Origin of the sequence: Hyphobacterium vulgare (assembly GCF_042643335.1) — a bacterium.
In the GTDB taxonomy this organism is placed as follows: Bacteria; Pseudomonadota; Alphaproteobacteria; order Caulobacterales; family Maricaulaceae; genus Hyphobacterium; species Hyphobacterium vulgare.
In genome coordinates this window covers 455001-470597 of the sequence record NZ_JBHRSV010000028.1, presented here as the reverse complement: position 1 = coordinate 470597, position 15597 = coordinate 455001, and the positions used below count along the sequence as shown (strand labels likewise).

Genomic DNA, 15597 nt, shown 5'->3' with positions numbered 1-15597 from the left:
CGAAAATGAGTCAGCCGATCTCGGTAATATCGGGCTTGCGGGCAACGGCCTCGGCGAACTGATCGAAGCGAGAGGCCGCCCGTTCGATGACCAGTTCGCGTTCACGGGCGGGCGTCTCCAGCCGGAGCGTGCCGTTCTCCACGGTCAGCGAGAAGCGCGACAGCAATTCCTCGGACCGTCCCGACAAGGCCGCGCCGAGCCGCATGCCCAGTCCCAGGGCGATGGCTGACGCACGTTGCTCCTCGCTGAGGAGCGCATCGAAAACGCGCATGTCGGCGGGCGGCTTCTTGCCTGAGTAGCGGTGATGAATGGCGAGTGCGATATAGGCACGCTCGGCATGTGCAACACCGGCGAACGGGGCGTAGAGCACGAGCTCGCGCGACAAGTTCGCCTTGTGGTCCGGGTGAAAGCGCGCACCGAGATCGGCGAGACGGCAGGAAGCCGACCGGACCAGCGGGCCCCGATCCCCGAGGGTTTCGGCGGTCTGCGTGAAGACGGGCTCCAGCCATTGGCCAAGCGCGCGCCCGAATTCCGGAGCCGGCGCCGCCGGCGAGGCGAGCGCCTCGGCCCCCGCGATCAAGGCGTCCTCGGCCTGCACCTGTTTCGACAGATGGTCGAACACCACGCCTTCGCGAAGCCCGTAAGCCGAGAACACGACGCGCTTGAACTTGCCGAGCTTCATCAGCCGTTTCAGCAGGAGACCGGCATAGGCCAGTTGTTCGGCCCGCTTTCCCGATACGCCATGCACTCCGGACATCGAAGCCGACGACGTCGAGGCAGCGAAGTCCGCGATCTTGGCAGCGTCCTTCTGGTTCAGCTCGTATTGATGCAGCACACGAAGCGGATGATCGAGCGTTTCCATGGCCAGGTGCGCCAGGGCACGCCATGCCCCGCCGACGGCATAAAGCGTCTTGCCCTGCTCGCGCAGCATGGCGATGGATTCGTCGAGCCCCTCGTCGACGAAACTCTTCATCGTCTTGCGGTCGGTATCGAGCCCGTCCGGAAGCGCCAAAGGCCCGAGCGGCAGGCTGATGCCGTCTGCCGTCCTGCCGCCGGACACCGGGGTCAGCTCGACACTCGACCCGCCGAGATCCCCGGCGACGCCGTCGGCGTCCGGAATGCCGGCCAGAACGCCGAGTGCGGACAGGCGCGCCTCTTCCTCGCCGGAAATGACCCGGATCGCGATACCGCTCTCCTCGCGGACGCGATCGACGAAGGCCTGACCGTCCGTGGCCGCACGGACCGCGGCCGTGGCCACGGCGTAGCGTTCCTTCACCTTGCGGGCATCGAGCAGGGCCGCGAAACGCTTCAGCGCCCGCGTCGCGGTCTCGACCCCTTCCTCGCTGAGATGTCCCGTCCGGCTCATGCCCCGTCCGAGACCGGCAGAGACCTTCTCGTTGAAGATCGGCCAGAGCGCCCGCCCCTCAAGCCGGAACAGGACCAGGCGGACCGAATTCGAACCGACATCGATGACGGCTATGTCGCGGTCGCTGCGGCGTGGCAGAAGGCTCAAAGGCGCGGCCCCGAATACGGCAGGGTGGCGGGCTGGTCATTCTTGAGCGCCTGTCCTCGTCCCGACAGGCTGGGATTGGTCATGAACCAGGCGTGGGCGTTGAACGGCCTGGCGCGGCAGGCCGTGTCGACCCGCTCATATTCGCCGCTCGGCTGCATGTACCAGGACTGCGCCTCGTCATTGAGGTTGGCGACCATGATCTGGTCGAGGATCTGCCGGTGCACGGTGGGGTTCTGGATCGGGCAGAGCACTTCCACGCGGCGGTCGAGATTGCGCGGCATCCAGTCCGCTGACGAAATGAAGACCTTGGCGCGTTCGCTCGGCATGTGGCCGCCATTGGCAAAGCAGACGATCCGCGAATGCTCGAGGAAGCGGCCGACAATGCTCTTCACGCGGATATTGTCCGACAGGCCGGGCACGCCGGGCCGCAGGCAGCAAATGCCGCGAATGACAAGTTCGATCCGGACTCCCGCCTGGCTGGCGCGGTAGAGCGCATCGATGATCGCAGGATGGACGAGCGAATTCATCTTCGCCCAGACCGCGGCCGGCTTGCCGGCCTTTGCGTTTTCGATTTCCTGCTCGATATGCTGCAGGATCAGTCCCTTCATGTCCCCCGGTGAGGTCGACAGGCGCTCCATGTCCTCAGGGCGCGCGTAACCGGTCACATAGTTGAAGAAGCGGCCGGCATCGCGGCCGAAGGCCGGGTCGGCGGTGAACAGCGACAGGTCGGTGTAAATCTTCGCGGTGATCGGGTGGTAATTGCCCGTTCCGAAATGTGCATAGGTGCGCAGGTCGCCGCCCTCGCGCCGGACCGCCAGCGAGACCTTGGCGTGGGTCTTGTACTCGATGAAGCCGTAGACGACCTGAACCCCGGCACGTTCCAGGTCGCGGGCCCATTTGAGATTGGCTTCCTCGTCGAAACGGGCCTTCAACTCGACCACGGCGGTCACATTCTTGCCGGACTCCGCCGCTTCGATCAGCGCCGCAACGATCGGCGAGTTCTTCGAGGTGCGGTAAAGCGTCTGCTTGATCGCGACGACATCCGGGTCGGCGGCAGCCTGGCGCAGAAACTGGACGACGACGTCGAAGCTCTCATAGGGGTGATGAACGATGATGTCCTTGGCCCGGATCGCCGCGAAACAGTCCCCGCCATGGTCGCGGATCCGCTCGGGGAAACGCGGCTCGTATGGCTCGAACAACAGATCGGGCCGGTCGTCGGGGATGAGCTGACTCAATTGCGCCAGTCCCAGAATCCCGTCGACGACCAGCATATCGCTCTGATCGGCCTTCAGGTGCTGGGCAATGAAGTGCCGCAGGTTCAGCGGCATCTGCGAAGAGACCTTGAGCCGGACGAGCACGCCCCGCCGGCGCTGCTTGAGCAGTTGCTCGAATTCGCGGACGAGATCCTCGGCCTCTTCCTCGATCTCGATGTCGCTGTCGCGCAGGATGCGGAATGTGCCCTTTCCTTCAAGTGTGTAGCCCGGAAACAGCGTGTCCAGGAACAGGATCAGCACGGTTTCAAGTGCGACGAAGCGCTTGATCGGCTTGCCCGCCTTGTTGCGGCGGCGCACCGGCAATTCGACGAAGCGCCGCACACCCGACGGCAGCGGCACCAGCGCGGTCATCGGTTTGCGGTCGGCATTGCGCCTGAGGCTCAGCGCCAGCGCAAAACCGAGATTGGGAATGAAAGGAAAGGGGTGGGCCGGGTCGATCGCGAGCGGCGTGATCACCGGCAGGATGTGTTCGAGAAAGTCGTTACGCAGCCAGTCGCGGTCGGTCTTCGATATCTGACCGGCTTCGAGCAGCTTCACGCCGGCCCGCGTCATCTCGCGGCGAATCTGCCGCCAGCGGGTCAGTTGTTCGTCCATCAGTTCGCCGGCGAACTGATTGATCCGCGCCAATTGTTCGGCCGGCGTCAATCCGTCGATCGACGGGACGACGACCCCATTGCGGACCTGCGCCCGCAGGCCGGCGACGCGGACCATGTAGAATTCGTCGAGATTGCTCGCCGAAATCGACAGAAAGCGCAGGCGTTCGAGGATGGGGTGGTGCTTGTTCGACGCCTCCTCCAGAACCCGCATGTTGAACTGCAGCCAGCTGAGTTCGCGATTGAGAAAGCGGTCCGGCGACGCCAACAGCGCGGTGCCCGCTTCGCCGCTTGACGTGGCGGCGCCCGGCGGAGTGGTGGCTGATTGTCCGTCCATGCTTTCCATCATCCGTCCAGACTATCCGACTCGCCTGTTTCCGACAGGTCTTTCAATACCTGACGCACCACCGCCCGCGTGACCGGTGTCCGCCGTCCGAGTGCGACGAGATCCAGTGTCGCGACGAGCCGCCGCGCGGAATCGATCGAACGCTCCATGCGCGGCAGCAGATAGTCTATCAGACCGGGCGTGACAGGACTTTGCCGGTCACGGAAGAGTTTCTGCAGCACCTGCCTGAGCAGCGCATCGTCCGGTTCGGTCAGCTCAGCCACCGGCATCGCCGCGAGGCGCGAGCGCAGGTCGGGCGTATCCACCGGCCACGAAGCCGGTGCCAGGCGGGCCGTCAGCAACAGGCCCGGCAGGACGTCCTGTCCGGCGCGGTTGATCAGGTGGAACAGCCCGTCCTCGTCAACGCCGCGATCGGCATTCTCGACCACGACGGGGGTTCCGGACCCGAGTGCGTCGAGCGTCTCGCCAATGCGCCGCGCATCGATCAGCGCTGCGCCGGTCCGGTTCTGCCAGATGCGCGCCAGATGCGTCTTGCCGCTTCCCGCGGGGCCGACGAGCGCCAGGGCGTGGCCCGGCCAGGCCTGCCAATTGTCCAGCGCGGCGCGCGCGTCCGCATTGCACGGACTCGCGACAAAGCCTGCTGCATTGAATTCGTCGCGCGGCCCGAAACCGAGCGCCAGCTGTTCCGTCATGACTTTGGCCGTCCGGCAGGTATCAGCGCGGGGTCACCGTCAGCCCCATATCGGGGTCCTGACCCAGAACGGCACCGCGCGCATCGAGTTCGCGGCGCAATTGTTCGGCGGTGCCGCGATAGGTCAGCGTCATCATCGCACCCGTCGAGGACACGGCGTCGAGGCGCGCATTGGAGATCAGGGACGCCCCCGTCAGCGCGGTCTGAAGGCGGCTCCACTGTTCCAGCGAATTGTAGAGCACGGTGACGCGGATCTCTGCCGCCGAGCCGCCACGCACCACGACCTGGCGCTTCCAAGCGTCTTCCAGCTGATCGATCACGCGAGCCGCTGCGCCGGCATAGCCGCCGGACGAGCCCGACACCGGGGTCGTCGCGACGACTTCACCGCGTTCGAATTCGAATATGGTTCCATTGAAGCTGACGCCGCCATCGCCGCCACTGGCGATGATGACCGCGACCGACTGAACACCGAAGGCCTGGGCGATGTCGTTGAGTGCCTGGGTGTCGAAATTCGCGGCGGTCTGCGCATCGATGAACATGCGGCCTGCATCGCCTTCCGGGGCGCGGACCGGCGTCAGGGCGTGGATGAAGCCGCCTTCGCGCCACGCATCCATCCAGGGATTGCCGCCCCACAAAAGGAGGCCATCCCCCGTACGCAGGACGGGGAGGATCAGTGTTTCGCGCGCTTGTGCGTCGACATAGGGCACGCCGGCATCGTTGAAGAAACGGCGCACTTCCCGGGCCGAGAAATTCACCGTCAGCTCGCCGAGATAGCGCGTGGCGCTGCGCTGTTCGTCGGTGACCTGCAGGCCGGTTATCAGCGACGCGGCGGTCTCGGCTCCGATCGGCGGCAAATTGCCCCGGTCTTCCGGCAGGGTCAGGCGGTTGATCAGGACACGGGTTGCCGCGACCTGGCCTTCACGCATCGCCACGGTCTGCGCTTCCAGCGCGTTCGAGGCGGACGCGTCGATATCGACACCGGTCACGGTAAAGGGCGTATCCGCGCGCGCTGAACCGGCGAAAGCGGTGAAGGCAAGGGCCAGAACGGCGAGGAAAATGCGCACGGAAAAGACTCCTGTCGGCAGGGCTGACTTGCGACTATACCCGCCCTGCGGCATGGGTGAAGCCCGTGCCTGACCTATTCGGTGCATACACGCAAGCCTGAGCCGGACCCGAGATGAGCGAATCGAAGAGCAATTCCCTGACCTATGCCGATGCCGGCGTCGACATCGATGCGGGCGACGCGCTGGTCGACCGGATCAAACCGCTGGCTGCATCCACCCGCCGTCCCGGAGCAGACGCCGCGCTTGGCGGGTTTGGCGGGGCGTTCGATCTGAAGGCCGCCGGATTCACCGACCCGGTGCTGATCTCCGGCACGGACGGGGTCGGCACCAAGCTGCGCATCGCGATCGAGACCGGCCGACTCGACACGATCGGCATCGATCTCGTCGCCATGTGCGTCAATGACGTGCTGGCGCAGGGCGCCGAGCCGCTCTTCTTCCTCGACTATTTCGCAACGGGGAAGCTCGATCCGGCGCGCGGCGAGCAGATCGTGTCCGGCGTTGCCGAGGGCTGCCGCCAGTCCGGCTGCGCGCTGATCGGCGGGGAAACCGCGGAAATGCCGGGCATGTATTCCGGCGAAGACTTCGACCTCGCCGGTTTCGTCGTCGGCGCGGCGGAACGCGGCGCCATCCTGCCGAAACACGAGACGATGAAGGACGGCGACCTGCTGATCGCCCTGCCCTCGTCCGGGCCGCATTCCAACGGCTATTCGCTGATCCGCAAGATCGTCGGACTGTCCGGGCTCGAATGGGATGCGCCCGCGCCGTTCGACCGATCGCAGACGCTCGGCGAAGCGCTGCTGGCGCCGACGCGGATTTATGTGAAGGCGCTGCTGCCGGTCATCCGCTCGGGCCGGATCAAGGGCCTTGCGCACATCACGGGCGGCGGTCTCGTGGAAAATCCGCCGCGGATGACGCCGGATCAGCTCAAACCCGTGATCGACTATTCCAGCTGGAAACGCCCGGCCGTGTTCGACTGGCTGGCCAAGACCGGAGGGGTCGAGGACAGTGAAATGGCTCGCGCCTTCAATTGCGGCATCGGCATGGTGCTGGCGGTCGCGGCGGAAGACGCCGATGGCGTGATTGCCGACCTCGCGACTGCAGGCGAAACCGCCTTCGTGTGCGGGGCGTTGAAGACGGCATAGAGATGGCCAGAACCAAGCTCGCCATACTGATCTCCGGACGCGGCTCGAACATGCAGGCGCTGATCGAGGCCTGCGCGCAGCCCGGCTTTCCGGCCGAGATCGCGCTCGTCGTGTCGAACCGCCCGGATGCAGGCGGGCTCGACCGCGCGAAGGCCGCCGGCCTTCCCACGGCTGTGGTCGACCACGCCGGCTACGAGACGCGAGAAGCCTTCGAGGCGGTGCTGACCGATTTGATCGAGGCAGCGGGCGCGCAACTGGTCTGTCTCGCCGGTTTCATGCGGCTGCTCACCGCAGATTTCGTCAATCACTGGCGCGACCGGCTGATCAATATCCATCCCTCGCTGCTGCCCGCCTTTCCGGGCCTGCACACGCATGAGCGCGCGATCGAGGCGGGCGTGAAACTGCATGGCTGCACGGTGCATTTCGTCCGGGCGGAGATGGACAATGGCCCGATCATCGGCCAGGCCGCCGTCCCGGTCCTGCCCGGCGATACGCCGGACACGCTCGGCGCCCGCGTGCTCGCGGCCGAGCATCAGCTCTATCCGGCCTGCGTGAAGCTTGTGGCCTCAGGCAAGGCACGGGTTCGCGGCGATGTCGTGAAGACCGACGCCAAGGTCGATGGGCTGCTGATCAATCCGGCCTGAGGGGCGGAAAGATGCGCATCACCGACACGCTCTTCATCGACGAAAGCGAGCTGGAGGAGCGGCATATCCGCGCCTCCGGTCCCGGCGGGCAGCACGTCAACAAGGCGTCGACGGCGATCCAGCTGCGCTTCGACGCGATGGCCTCGCCCTCCCTGCCCGACGCCGTGAAAGCGCGCCTGCGCCGCCTCGCCGGTTCGCGCATGACCAAGGACGGCGTCATCGTGATCGAGGCGGGCAATGCCCGTTCCCAGGAACGTAACCGCCAGGACGCGCGCGAGCGGCTGGCAACGCTTGTCGAGCGCGCCACGCACGCGCCGAAGCCGCGCAAGGCGTCGCGCCCCTCCCTCTCCTCGATCCGCAAGCAGAAGGCGGCCAAGGCGCAGCAGGGCCGTAAGAAGGCGCTGCGGCAGGCCCCGAAGGTGGAGGACTAAGCCGCCTCGCGCGTCTCGTCCTCCACCTTGTCCCAACGTGAGCCGATCGCCGCCAGCGTGGCGGCGATCAGGCTGGCATCGTCGATGAAGCCGGCGACGGGGATGAGGTCGGTGACCGCATCGGTCGGCAGGATGAGATAGCCGAGCGAGGACACGGCCATCAGCTTGACCCAGCGCGGCGTGTCCGGGCTTTTCATCATGCGGTAGAGGCGCTGCGCGGAAGCGACAAGATCGCTCACGCCGCGCATCTTGCCGAAGCGGCCCAGCTTCCCGCGGAACGCACTGTCGGAATAGTGACGCGAATGGTCGGTCATCGGCCTTGCCTTCCCGGAGTACCAGACCCCGAGTCTAGGGCCGATTGTGGCGGCTTTCAGCCCGCGACTGCGGTGTCGATTTCCTTCAGCCGGCGTTCGATCTCATCGGGCTCGAGGAAGCTGCCCCTGAAGCTGTTCCTTGCCAGTTCGATGATGTCGTCAGCGGTCAGGCCGACGGCCTCGGCGGTGCGGACGTAATTGTCGTTCACATAGCCGCCGAAATAGGCCGGATCATCGGAATTGCAGGTCGCGCGCAGGCCGAGATCCAGCATGCGCTTCATCGGATGGTCTTCGAGCCGCTCGACGCCGCACAGGCGCAGATTGGACAGCGGGCAAACGGTCAGCGTCATCTTTTCGGCCACCAGCCGATCGACGAGCGCAGAGTCCTCCAGCGCACGATTGCCGTGATCGAGCCGGTCGACCTTCAGGAGGTCGAGCGCCTCGTAGACGTATTCGGGCGGGCCTTCCTCGCCGGCATGGGCGACGCGCTTCAGACCAAGCGCGCCGACCTTCGCGAAGACGCGCGCGAATTTCGACGGCGGATGGCCCATTTCCGAGGAATCGAGGCCGACCCCGTCGATGCGGTTCAGATGCGGCATGGCCTGCTGAAGCGTCTCGAAGGCCGCCTCTTCGGAGAGGTGCCGCAGGAAGCAGAGGATCAGCCTGTGCGTCATGCCCCATTCGGCCTCGGCATCATCGAGGGCACGGGTGATGCCGTCGATCACGGTCTTGAATGCAATACCGCGATCGGTATGGCCTTGCGGGTCGAAGAAGAGTTCGACGTGGCGGACATTGTCGGCGTGCGCGCGCTGCAGATAGGCGCGGGTCAGGTCATGGAAATCCTGCTCGGTCTGCAGCACGTTCATCCCGACATAATAGATGTCGAGGAAGTCCTGCAGGTTGGAGAATTCGTAGGCGGCGCGGATTTCCTCGACCGAGGCATAAGGAATGGCGATCCCGTTGCGCTGTGCCAGGTCGAACATCAGCTCCGGCTCCAGCGAGCCCTCGATGTGCAGATGCAGTTCGGCCTTGGGCAGACGGGCGACCAGCGCGGCGATGTCGGTCATGGGGTGCTCCTTCACAGCGCGATGTTCGCTTTCGAGCGGCGGCCACACAAGCAAGGTTTCTCTTCGCCTCGCTCCCGTTCTGTGCTGAAGATCACCTCATGGATGATCTTCAGCTCCTCATTGATCTGCATCTCGACGGCAGCCGGCAGGGACCGGGCAGCGAGGCCGTGACCCGGCAGGCCATTTCGCTGTCAGGACTGGAGGCTTCGCCCGATCTGCGGATTGCTGATATCGGCTGCGGGACTGGTGCCTCTGCGCTCGTGCTCGCGCACGATCTGAGTGCGCATGTCACGGCGGTCGACTTCCTGCCGGACTTCCTCGAGCGCCTGAACGCGGCCGCCAGGATTGCGGGCCTTGGCGATCGGATCGAAACGCTCGACGCCTCGATGGACGCCCTGCCTTTCGAGGCGGAGACGTTCGATGCCATCTGGGCCGAAGGGGCGATCTACAATATCGGCTTCGCGGCCGGGGCCGAGGCGTGGCGCCGATTCCTGAAGCCCGGCGGCATTCTCGCCGTCTCCGAACTGACCTGGCTGACCCATGAGCGCCCGGCTGAGCTGCAGGCGCACTGGGACGCGCAATATCCCGAAGTCGATACCGCGTCGGCCAAGATGGCCGTGCTCGAACGGCTGGGCTATGCGCCGGTCGGCTATTTCGTCCTGCCGGAAAGCGCCTGGCTCGACCACTACTACCGGCCGATGCAGCAGCGTTTCGCCGGATTTCTCGAACGCCATGCGAACAGCGAGGCGGCGATGGCGATCGTGGCGGCGGAAGAGACCGAAATATCGCTGTATGAGCGCTATCGCGACTTCGTCAGCTACGGGTTCTACATCGCCCGCCGCGTGGACTGATCGCCCGACGAAAAAGGCCCGGCGTCACCGCCGGGCCTTTCGAACATCAGGACTGACGCGAAAATCAGCCGACGATTTCGAGATCGGAGAAGAAGTAGTGGATCTCCTGCGCGGCGGTTTCCGGCGCGTCGGAGCCGTGGACCGAGTTGGCCTCGATGGATTCGGCGAAGGTCTTGCGGATCGTGCCTTCGGCGGCGTTTTCCGGGTTCGTGGCGCCCATGACTTCGCGGTATTTCGCGATGGCGTTCTCACCTTCGAGGACCTGGACCACGACCGGGCCGGAGATCATGAAGGAGACGAGATCGTTGAAGAAGGGACGCTCGCTGTGCACGGCGTAGAAGCCTTCAGCGGCGGCCTTCGACAGACGGACACGCTTCTGGGCCACGATGCGCAGGCCGGCGGCCTCGATCATCGCATTGATCTTGCCGGTCAGGTTACGCGCGGTCGCGTCGGGTTTGATGATCGAGAAGGTGCGTTCGAGCGCCATCTTTGAAAACTCCATTGCTGTCGGGGAGGACGGTTGAATTCGCGGCGGCTTATAGCGGCGCTTTTTCGCCATGTGAAGCCGTGCTAGGCGGCGTGCGCCATGCTGCACGTCAACGACCTTACCTTCCGCATGGAAGGCCGCATCCTGATCGACCAGACCAGCTTCCACCTGCCCGCCAAGGGCAAGATGGGGCTGGTCGGGCGCAATGGCTGCGGCAAGTCCACGCTGTTCCGCCTCGTGAAGGGCGACCTCGCCCCGGAGAGCGGCGATGTGCGCGTGCGCCCGGGCGCCAGTATCGGCAGCGTCGACCAGGAAGCGCCCGGCGGTCCGGAAACGCTGATGCAGGTCGTGCTCGCCGCCGATCGCGAGCGCACCGCCCTGCTCGCCGAGGCGGAGATCGCGACCGATCCGCACCGCATCGCAGAGATCCAGACGCGGCTGGCCGATATCGACGCACACAGCGCCGAAGCGCGAGCAGGCTCGATCCTCAACGGGCTGGGCTTCACCGCCGCCGAGCAGCAGCGCCCGTGCAGCGAATTTTCCGGCGGCTGGCGGATGCGCGTGGCGCTGGCCGCCGTTCTGTTCGCGCGGCCAGACCTCTTGCTGCTCGACGAACCGACGAATTATCTCGACCTGGAAGGCGCGGTCTGGCTCGAGACCTATCTGAAGCACTATCCCGGCACCGTCCTGCTGATCAGTCACGACCGCGACCTTCTCAATGGCGCGGTCGACCGGATCGCGCATCTCAAGGGCGGCAAGGTCTCGATCTACGAAGGCGGGTATGACGATTTCGAGCGCCAGCTTGCCGAGCGCCAGCGCCTGCAGATGAAGCTCAAGGCCAAGCAGGACGACGAGCGCCGTCATCTGCAGGCCTTCATCGACCGCTTCAAGGCCAAGGCGTCAAAGGCGAAACAGGCCCAGAGCCGCGTGAAGCGCCTGGAAAAGATGCAACCCGTCGCAACCATCATCGACGATCCGGTCGCGCCGTTCGACTTCCCGGAGCCGCAGCGCCACATGGCCCCGCCGCTGATGCGGCTGGAAGGCACGGTGCTCGGCTATGGCGACAAGGTCGTCCTGCGGGACCTCAATCTGCGGATCGACCCGGACGACCGGATCGGCATTCTGGGGCGTAACGGCTCGGGCAAGTCGACACTGGCCAAGCTGCTGGCGGGCAAGCTGGAGCCGCTCGACGGGTATTTCCGCAAGCACAAGAAGACACTCGTCGCCTATTTCGCGCAGCACCAGATGGACGCGCTGTCGCCGGACCATTCGGCCTACGACCACGTCGTCGAACGCATGCCCGACGCGACCGAGGCACAGCGCCGCGCACGGCTGGCGACCTTCGGCCTTCCCATCCATTTGCAGGAAACCCCGGCGAAGAAGCTGTCGGGCGGGGAGAAGGCGCGGCTCCTCTTCAATCTGATCGTCTTCGACGGGCCGCACCTGATCCTGATGGACGAGCCGACCAACCACCTCGACATGGACAGCCGCGCGGCGCTGATCGACGCGATCAATGCCTATCCAGGGGCGGTGATCCTGATCAGCCACGACCGGCATCTGATCGAGAGCTGCGCTGACCGGTTGTGGCTGTCGGAAGGCGGCACGGTCGAGCCCTATGACGGCGACATGGAGGAGTATCGCGCGCGCTTTTCCGGCCGGCCGGGCAAGGACGAGAACGGAAAACGCAAGGCGGCCCCTCCCGATGTGAAGACCGAGAAGCGACGGGATGCCGCGACCAAGCGCGTCGCGTTGAAGCCGCTGAAGGCCGAAGCCGCAAAGTGGGAAAAGGAAATCGAGCGGCTGAAGGGAATCCTCGCCGTGATCGACAAGGGGCTTGCCGCGCCGGGCCTTTACCAGAAGGACCCGAAGACAGCGACGGAGCTTCAGATCAAGCGGGCCAGGGCCGAAGAACTGATCGAGACGGCGGAAATGAACTGGCTTGAAGCGGCGGAAGCGCTGGAGACGGCGGAGGCGGAGGACTAGCGATGTTCGGATCCAGCCGTCTTGTCGACCGTAATGTCGAAGCCTGGCTGCTCGACCGGTTCGAGATGTTGCACGAGAAGCTCGGCCCCCAGAGACAGCTCTGCCGGACGCTGCTGGTTCTGCCCAGGCTCGGCAGTTTTGTCGTCGAAGGGGAGACCGACCGCGAGATGGCGGAATCGATTTTCCGCACGGTGGCCGAGTTCGCCGGTATGGCAGACTGGCATGTCGAGCTGGAGGGTTTCGAAAGCGCCGGCACGCAGCAGGTCAGTGAATATCACTTCCTGACCCCTCAAACAGCGCAGGTGGCGGGCACGTTCTCGATCGAAGGCAATTCGGTTCTGATCCGGTATGACGTCGCGCTGGTGAAACAGCCGCAAAACCTGATCGCGACCTTCGCACACGAATTGTCGCACTATCTCTTGGCGGGGTATCTGCCCGAGAGCTTCGAGGACGAAGACCACGAATTGCTGACCGATCTGACGGCCGTCTACATGGGTTTCGGCGTTTTCCTGGCCAACACGGCCTTTGAATTCGAAGGAAATCAGAGCTTCACCGGAACGGGATGGGCGTCGCGCCGGATGGGGTATCTTTCGGAAGACACGCTGCTAGCCGCGCTGGCGCTGTTCGTCCGGGCGAGCGGGTATGATCCCGACGAAGTTCGCCAGCACCTCAAGTCAGGACTGGTGAAGCGTTTCGACAAGGGATTGAAGCAGATCGACCGTCTCGAGGCAAAACTCGACGCATTCAGAAAGCGCGACGAAGCCTTCGCAGCGGGGGTCTAACCGCAGATAACCCGTTCAACGCGGTCCTGTTCGTCGAGCCAGATCGTGGTGCGTTCGCCGCGGAATTCCATTGTCACCGCCATGCCGTGCGGCACCACGCGGTGCGGTTGCGGCAGGGATTGGGTGTCGATCTCGCCAATGCGCTGACCGACGAGATAGCTCAGTTGCGCTGCGGGGCATTCAGTCATGCCGGGATCGGACGGAACCGGCGCCGGTCCGCCCATGCCGGTTTCCTGAGCGCTCGAACACGCGGCGACGATTGCGATAATTCCGATGGCGACGGCGCGCTGCTTCACTTCATGTCCCCTGTGGCGATCTGCGTTCGATTTATTAACGCGATGCAATGAAGATATGTTCCGCCAATCCGCCTGAACGCTGAATGAAATCGTTCGCCAGACGGCTATCCCTGCTTCTCCCACCGGCCTTCGATCGACTGCTTCCAGTAGGCGATCGAGTGACCTTCCGCCTTGGCCTTCTTCCAGAGCGACCGGGCGGACTGAACCGCGCCTTCGTCGGCGGCGTCGAACACGACGCAGCACCGGGCGAACGCGCCCGGCAGTTCGGGTTCGACCCCGTCGAGGGCGAACAGGACATCTGATTTGTTTGAATTGTCTTCGGTCAGGGAGAGCAGGATGGGCTGGCGATCCGGGTCCGGCTCGTCCCACCGTCCGTGCGGCAGGAAGCCGTCATCGCGGGCCGTCCAAAGCAGGCCGTCGATCTGCTCGATCCGGTCTTCCGAGGGTGCCCGGACCAGGGCGCGCCAGCCCTTTTGAATCGTCTTTTCAAGCAGTTCTGGCAGCGCGTCGGCGAGCGTGGTCCGCTCGAGATGATAGAACCACAGCTCGCCGGGCATCGCTGATTACTTCTCGTAATTGTCCCGCACGAAACGGTCGAGCAGGCGCACGCCATAGCCGGTGCCGAAGGTCGGCAGGCGCGGATCCTTCGACCCCGCCCACATGCCGGTACCGGCGATGTCGATATGGCACCAGGGCTTGCCGTTCACATAGCGCTGGAGGAATTGCGCCGCGGTGATCGAGCCCGCGAGACGGCCTTCGCCGATATTCTTCATGTCGGCGACGGGGCTGTCGATCTGGCGGTCATATTCGGGACCGACCGGCAGACGCCAGACCTTTTCGTCGGAGGCGAGACCGGCCTTGGTCAGGCCGTCGGCGATCTTGTCGTCGTTGGAGAAGATGCCGGCATGCTCGTGGCCGAGCGCGATCAGGATCGCGCCGGTCAGCGTGGCCAGGTCGATGATGAATTCCGGATCGAATTCCTTCTGCGTGTGCCACAGCGCATCGGCCAGCACGAGGCGGCCTTCGGCGTCGGTGTTGAGGATTTCGATCGTCTGGCCCGACATCGAGGTGACGATGTCGCCCGGACGCTGCGCATTGCCGTCGGGCATGTTCTCGACGAGGCCGATCACGCCGATGGCGTTGACCTTCGCCTTGCGGCCGGCGAGCGCACGCATCAGGCCGACAACGGCGGCGGACCCGCCCATATCGCCCTTCATCTCGTCCATGCCCTGGCCCGGCTTCAGCGAGATGCCGCCGGAGTCGAAGCACACACCCTTGCCGACAAAGGCGAGCGGCTTGTCGCCCTTCTTGCCGCCATTCCATTTCATGATGACAAGCTGGGATTCGAGCACCGAACCCTGGCCGACGCCGAGCAGCGCGTTCATGCCCAGCTTCTTCATTTCCTTTTCGCCGAGCACTTCGATCTCGAGGCCGAGATCGGCGAGGCCCTGGACCTTCTTGGCATAGGCCGGCGGGGTCAGGACGTTGGGCGGCTCGTTGACCAGGTCACGGGCCAGGTCGACACCATCGGCCACAGCGCCCCAGGATTTCCACGCCGCCTTGCCCGCCTTCTCGTCGTCGACGACGAGGGTCACATTCTTCAGCGACGGCTTCTTCGAATCGTCGAGCTTGGTGCGGTAGGCGTCGAAGCGGTAGGCGGCCAGACGGCAGCCGAGACCGAAGCGCGCGGCCATCTCGGCATCGGCGACCGTCGTCAGGACGACGGCGAGATCGGTTTCACCGCCGGTCAGCAGCGACTTCACCAGCGAGGCGCCGGCCTTTTCGAAGCCATTGCCATCAAGCTTGCCCTTGGCCCCGACACCGAGCGCGATGATACGGTTCGCGTCGACCCCGGCCGGAGCATAGATTTCCAGCGTCTCACCGGCCTTGCCGGAGAAGCGCGAAGCCTTGATGGCGCGGGTGATCGCGCCGCCGGCCGCCTTGTCGACCGCCTTCGCGGCGTCGGACAGCGTCGACTTTTCGAACACCGGAACTGCGAGGGAGCCGGTCGAGGGGTTCGCCGATGCGAACTTGATCTTCATCGCTAAGCCTTTCTGTTTTGCGGTGGCGCTGCCGCCGGATTCGCGGCGCGCCCGTGTTCAGCGCACAGTGGTATCCG

At 64.9% G+C, this 15597-nt stretch carries 16 protein-coding genes; 6 read left to right on the top strand and 10 right to left on the bottom strand.

The features are described from left to right. Window positions 1–10: 10 nt before the first annotated feature. From ACFOOR_RS14705 to ACFOOR_RS14690, 4 genes are read right to left on the bottom strand one after another with little or no spacing between them, the layout of a single operon-like run. Window positions 11–1513, bottom strand: coding sequence for a Ppx/GppA family phosphatase (locus ACFOOR_RS14705; protein ID WP_343163341.1), 1503 nt, complete (start codon window positions 1511–1513; stop codon window positions 11–13). Continuing rightward, on the bottom strand, window positions 1510–3717 hold the full coding sequence (locus ACFOOR_RS14700) for an RNA degradosome polyphosphate kinase (protein WP_343163340.1): 2208 nt from the start codon (window positions 3715–3717) through the stop codon (window positions 1510–1512). The genes ACFOOR_RS14705 and ACFOOR_RS14700 overlap by 4 nt, the downstream gene beginning before the upstream one ends. An 8-nt stretch (window positions 3718–3725) precedes the next feature. Further along, a complete protein-coding gene (locus ACFOOR_RS14695) occupies window positions 3726–4418 on the bottom strand; it encodes a hypothetical protein (protein WP_343163339.1) in 693 nt (230 codons plus the stop codon). Window positions 4419–4440: 22 nt separating this feature from the next. Beyond that, window positions 4441–5481 carry a DUF2066 domain-containing protein gene (locus ACFOOR_RS14690; RefSeq protein WP_343163338.1) on the bottom strand — a complete coding sequence of 347 codons (1041 nt, stop codon included), beginning with the start codon at window positions 5479–5481 and terminating at the stop codon, window positions 4441–4443. Window positions 5482–5594: 113 nt separating this feature from the next. Between ACFOOR_RS14690 and purM the strand changes: the two genes are divergently transcribed. From purM to arfB, 3 genes are read left to right on the top strand one after another with little or no spacing between them, the layout of a single operon-like run. Continuing rightward, window positions 5595–6623 carry a phosphoribosylformylglycinamidine cyclo-ligase gene (purM, locus tag ACFOOR_RS14685; RefSeq protein ID WP_343163337.1) on the top strand — a complete coding sequence of 343 codons (1029 nt, stop codon included), beginning with the start codon at window positions 5595–5597 and terminating at the stop codon, window positions 6621–6623. A gap of 2 nt (window positions 6624–6625) precedes the next feature. Then, entirely contained in the window at window positions 6626–7267 is a 642-nt protein-coding gene (gene purN, locus ACFOOR_RS14680) for a phosphoribosylglycinamide formyltransferase (protein WP_343163336.1), read from the top strand. Between the two features lie 11 nt (window positions 7268–7278). Next, window positions 7279–7698, top strand: a complete 420-nt coding sequence (gene arfB, locus ACFOOR_RS14675) for an alternative ribosome rescue aminoacyl-tRNA hydrolase ArfB (RefSeq protein WP_343163335.1) — start codon at window positions 7279–7281, stop codon at window positions 7696–7698. Here the strand turns inward: arfB and ACFOOR_RS14670 are convergent. Continuing rightward, entirely contained in the window at window positions 7695–8012 is a 318-nt protein-coding gene (locus ACFOOR_RS14670) for a YkvA family protein (RefSeq protein ID WP_343163334.1), read from the bottom strand. The genes arfB and ACFOOR_RS14670 overlap by 4 nt on opposite strands. 56 nt (window positions 8013–8068) lie before the next feature. After that, window positions 8069–9079, bottom strand: a complete 1011-nt coding sequence (locus tag ACFOOR_RS14665) for an adenosine deaminase (RefSeq protein WP_343163333.1) — start codon at window positions 9077–9079, stop codon at window positions 8069–8071. A 98-nt stretch (window positions 9080–9177) separates the two neighbouring features. On the opposite strand from ACFOOR_RS14665, the gene ACFOOR_RS14660 reads away from it, so the two are divergent. Further along, window positions 9178–9930, top strand: coding sequence for a class I SAM-dependent methyltransferase (locus ACFOOR_RS14660; protein ID WP_343163332.1), 753 nt, complete (start codon window positions 9178–9180; stop codon window positions 9928–9930). Between the two features lie 64 nt (window positions 9931–9994). Here the strand turns inward: ACFOOR_RS14660 and ndk are convergent, their stop codons facing one another. Then, complete coding sequence (ndk, locus tag ACFOOR_RS14655; protein ID WP_343163331.1) at window positions 9995–10417, bottom strand: nucleoside-diphosphate kinase; 423 nt, start codon at window positions 10415–10417, stop codon at window positions 9995–9997. A gap of 99 nt (window positions 10418–10516) precedes the next feature. Here ndk and ACFOOR_RS14650 point away from each other — a divergent pair, with 99 nt between their 5' ends. Together ACFOOR_RS14650 and ACFOOR_RS14645 are read left to right on the top strand one after the other, a co-directional pair. Next, complete coding sequence (locus tag ACFOOR_RS14650; protein ID WP_343163330.1) at window positions 10517–12400, top strand: ABC-F family ATP-binding cassette domain-containing protein; 1884 nt, start codon at window positions 10517–10519, stop codon at window positions 12398–12400. A gap of 2 nt (window positions 12401–12402) precedes the next feature. Then, the gene (locus tag ACFOOR_RS14645) at window positions 12403–13182 is read left to right on the top strand and encodes a hypothetical protein (RefSeq protein ID WP_343163329.1); all 780 of its coding nucleotides are present in this window, start codon (window positions 12403–12405) and stop codon (window positions 13180–13182) included. On the opposite strand, the gene ACFOOR_RS14640 is transcribed toward ACFOOR_RS14645, so the two are convergent. The 3 genes from ACFOOR_RS14640 to ACFOOR_RS14630 form a co-directional block, all read right to left on the bottom strand. Beyond that, window positions 13179–13478 (bottom strand): I78 family peptidase inhibitor, encoded by a 300-nt coding sequence (locus ACFOOR_RS14640; protein WP_343163328.1) that lies wholly within the window; start codon window positions 13476–13478, stop codon window positions 13179–13181. The genes ACFOOR_RS14645 and ACFOOR_RS14640 overlap by 4 nt on opposite strands. A 104-nt stretch (window positions 13479–13582) precedes the next feature. Next, window positions 13583–14035 carry a DNA polymerase III subunit chi gene (locus tag ACFOOR_RS14635; RefSeq protein ID WP_343163327.1) on the bottom strand — a complete coding sequence of 151 codons (453 nt, stop codon included), beginning with the start codon at window positions 14033–14035 and terminating at the stop codon, window positions 13583–13585. Window positions 14036–14041: 6 nt separating this feature from the next. Then, on the bottom strand, window positions 14042–15520 hold the full coding sequence (locus ACFOOR_RS14630; protein WP_343163326.1) for a leucyl aminopeptidase: 1479 nt from the start codon (window positions 15518–15520) through the stop codon (window positions 14042–14044). Window positions 15521–15597 lie beyond the last annotated feature (77 nt).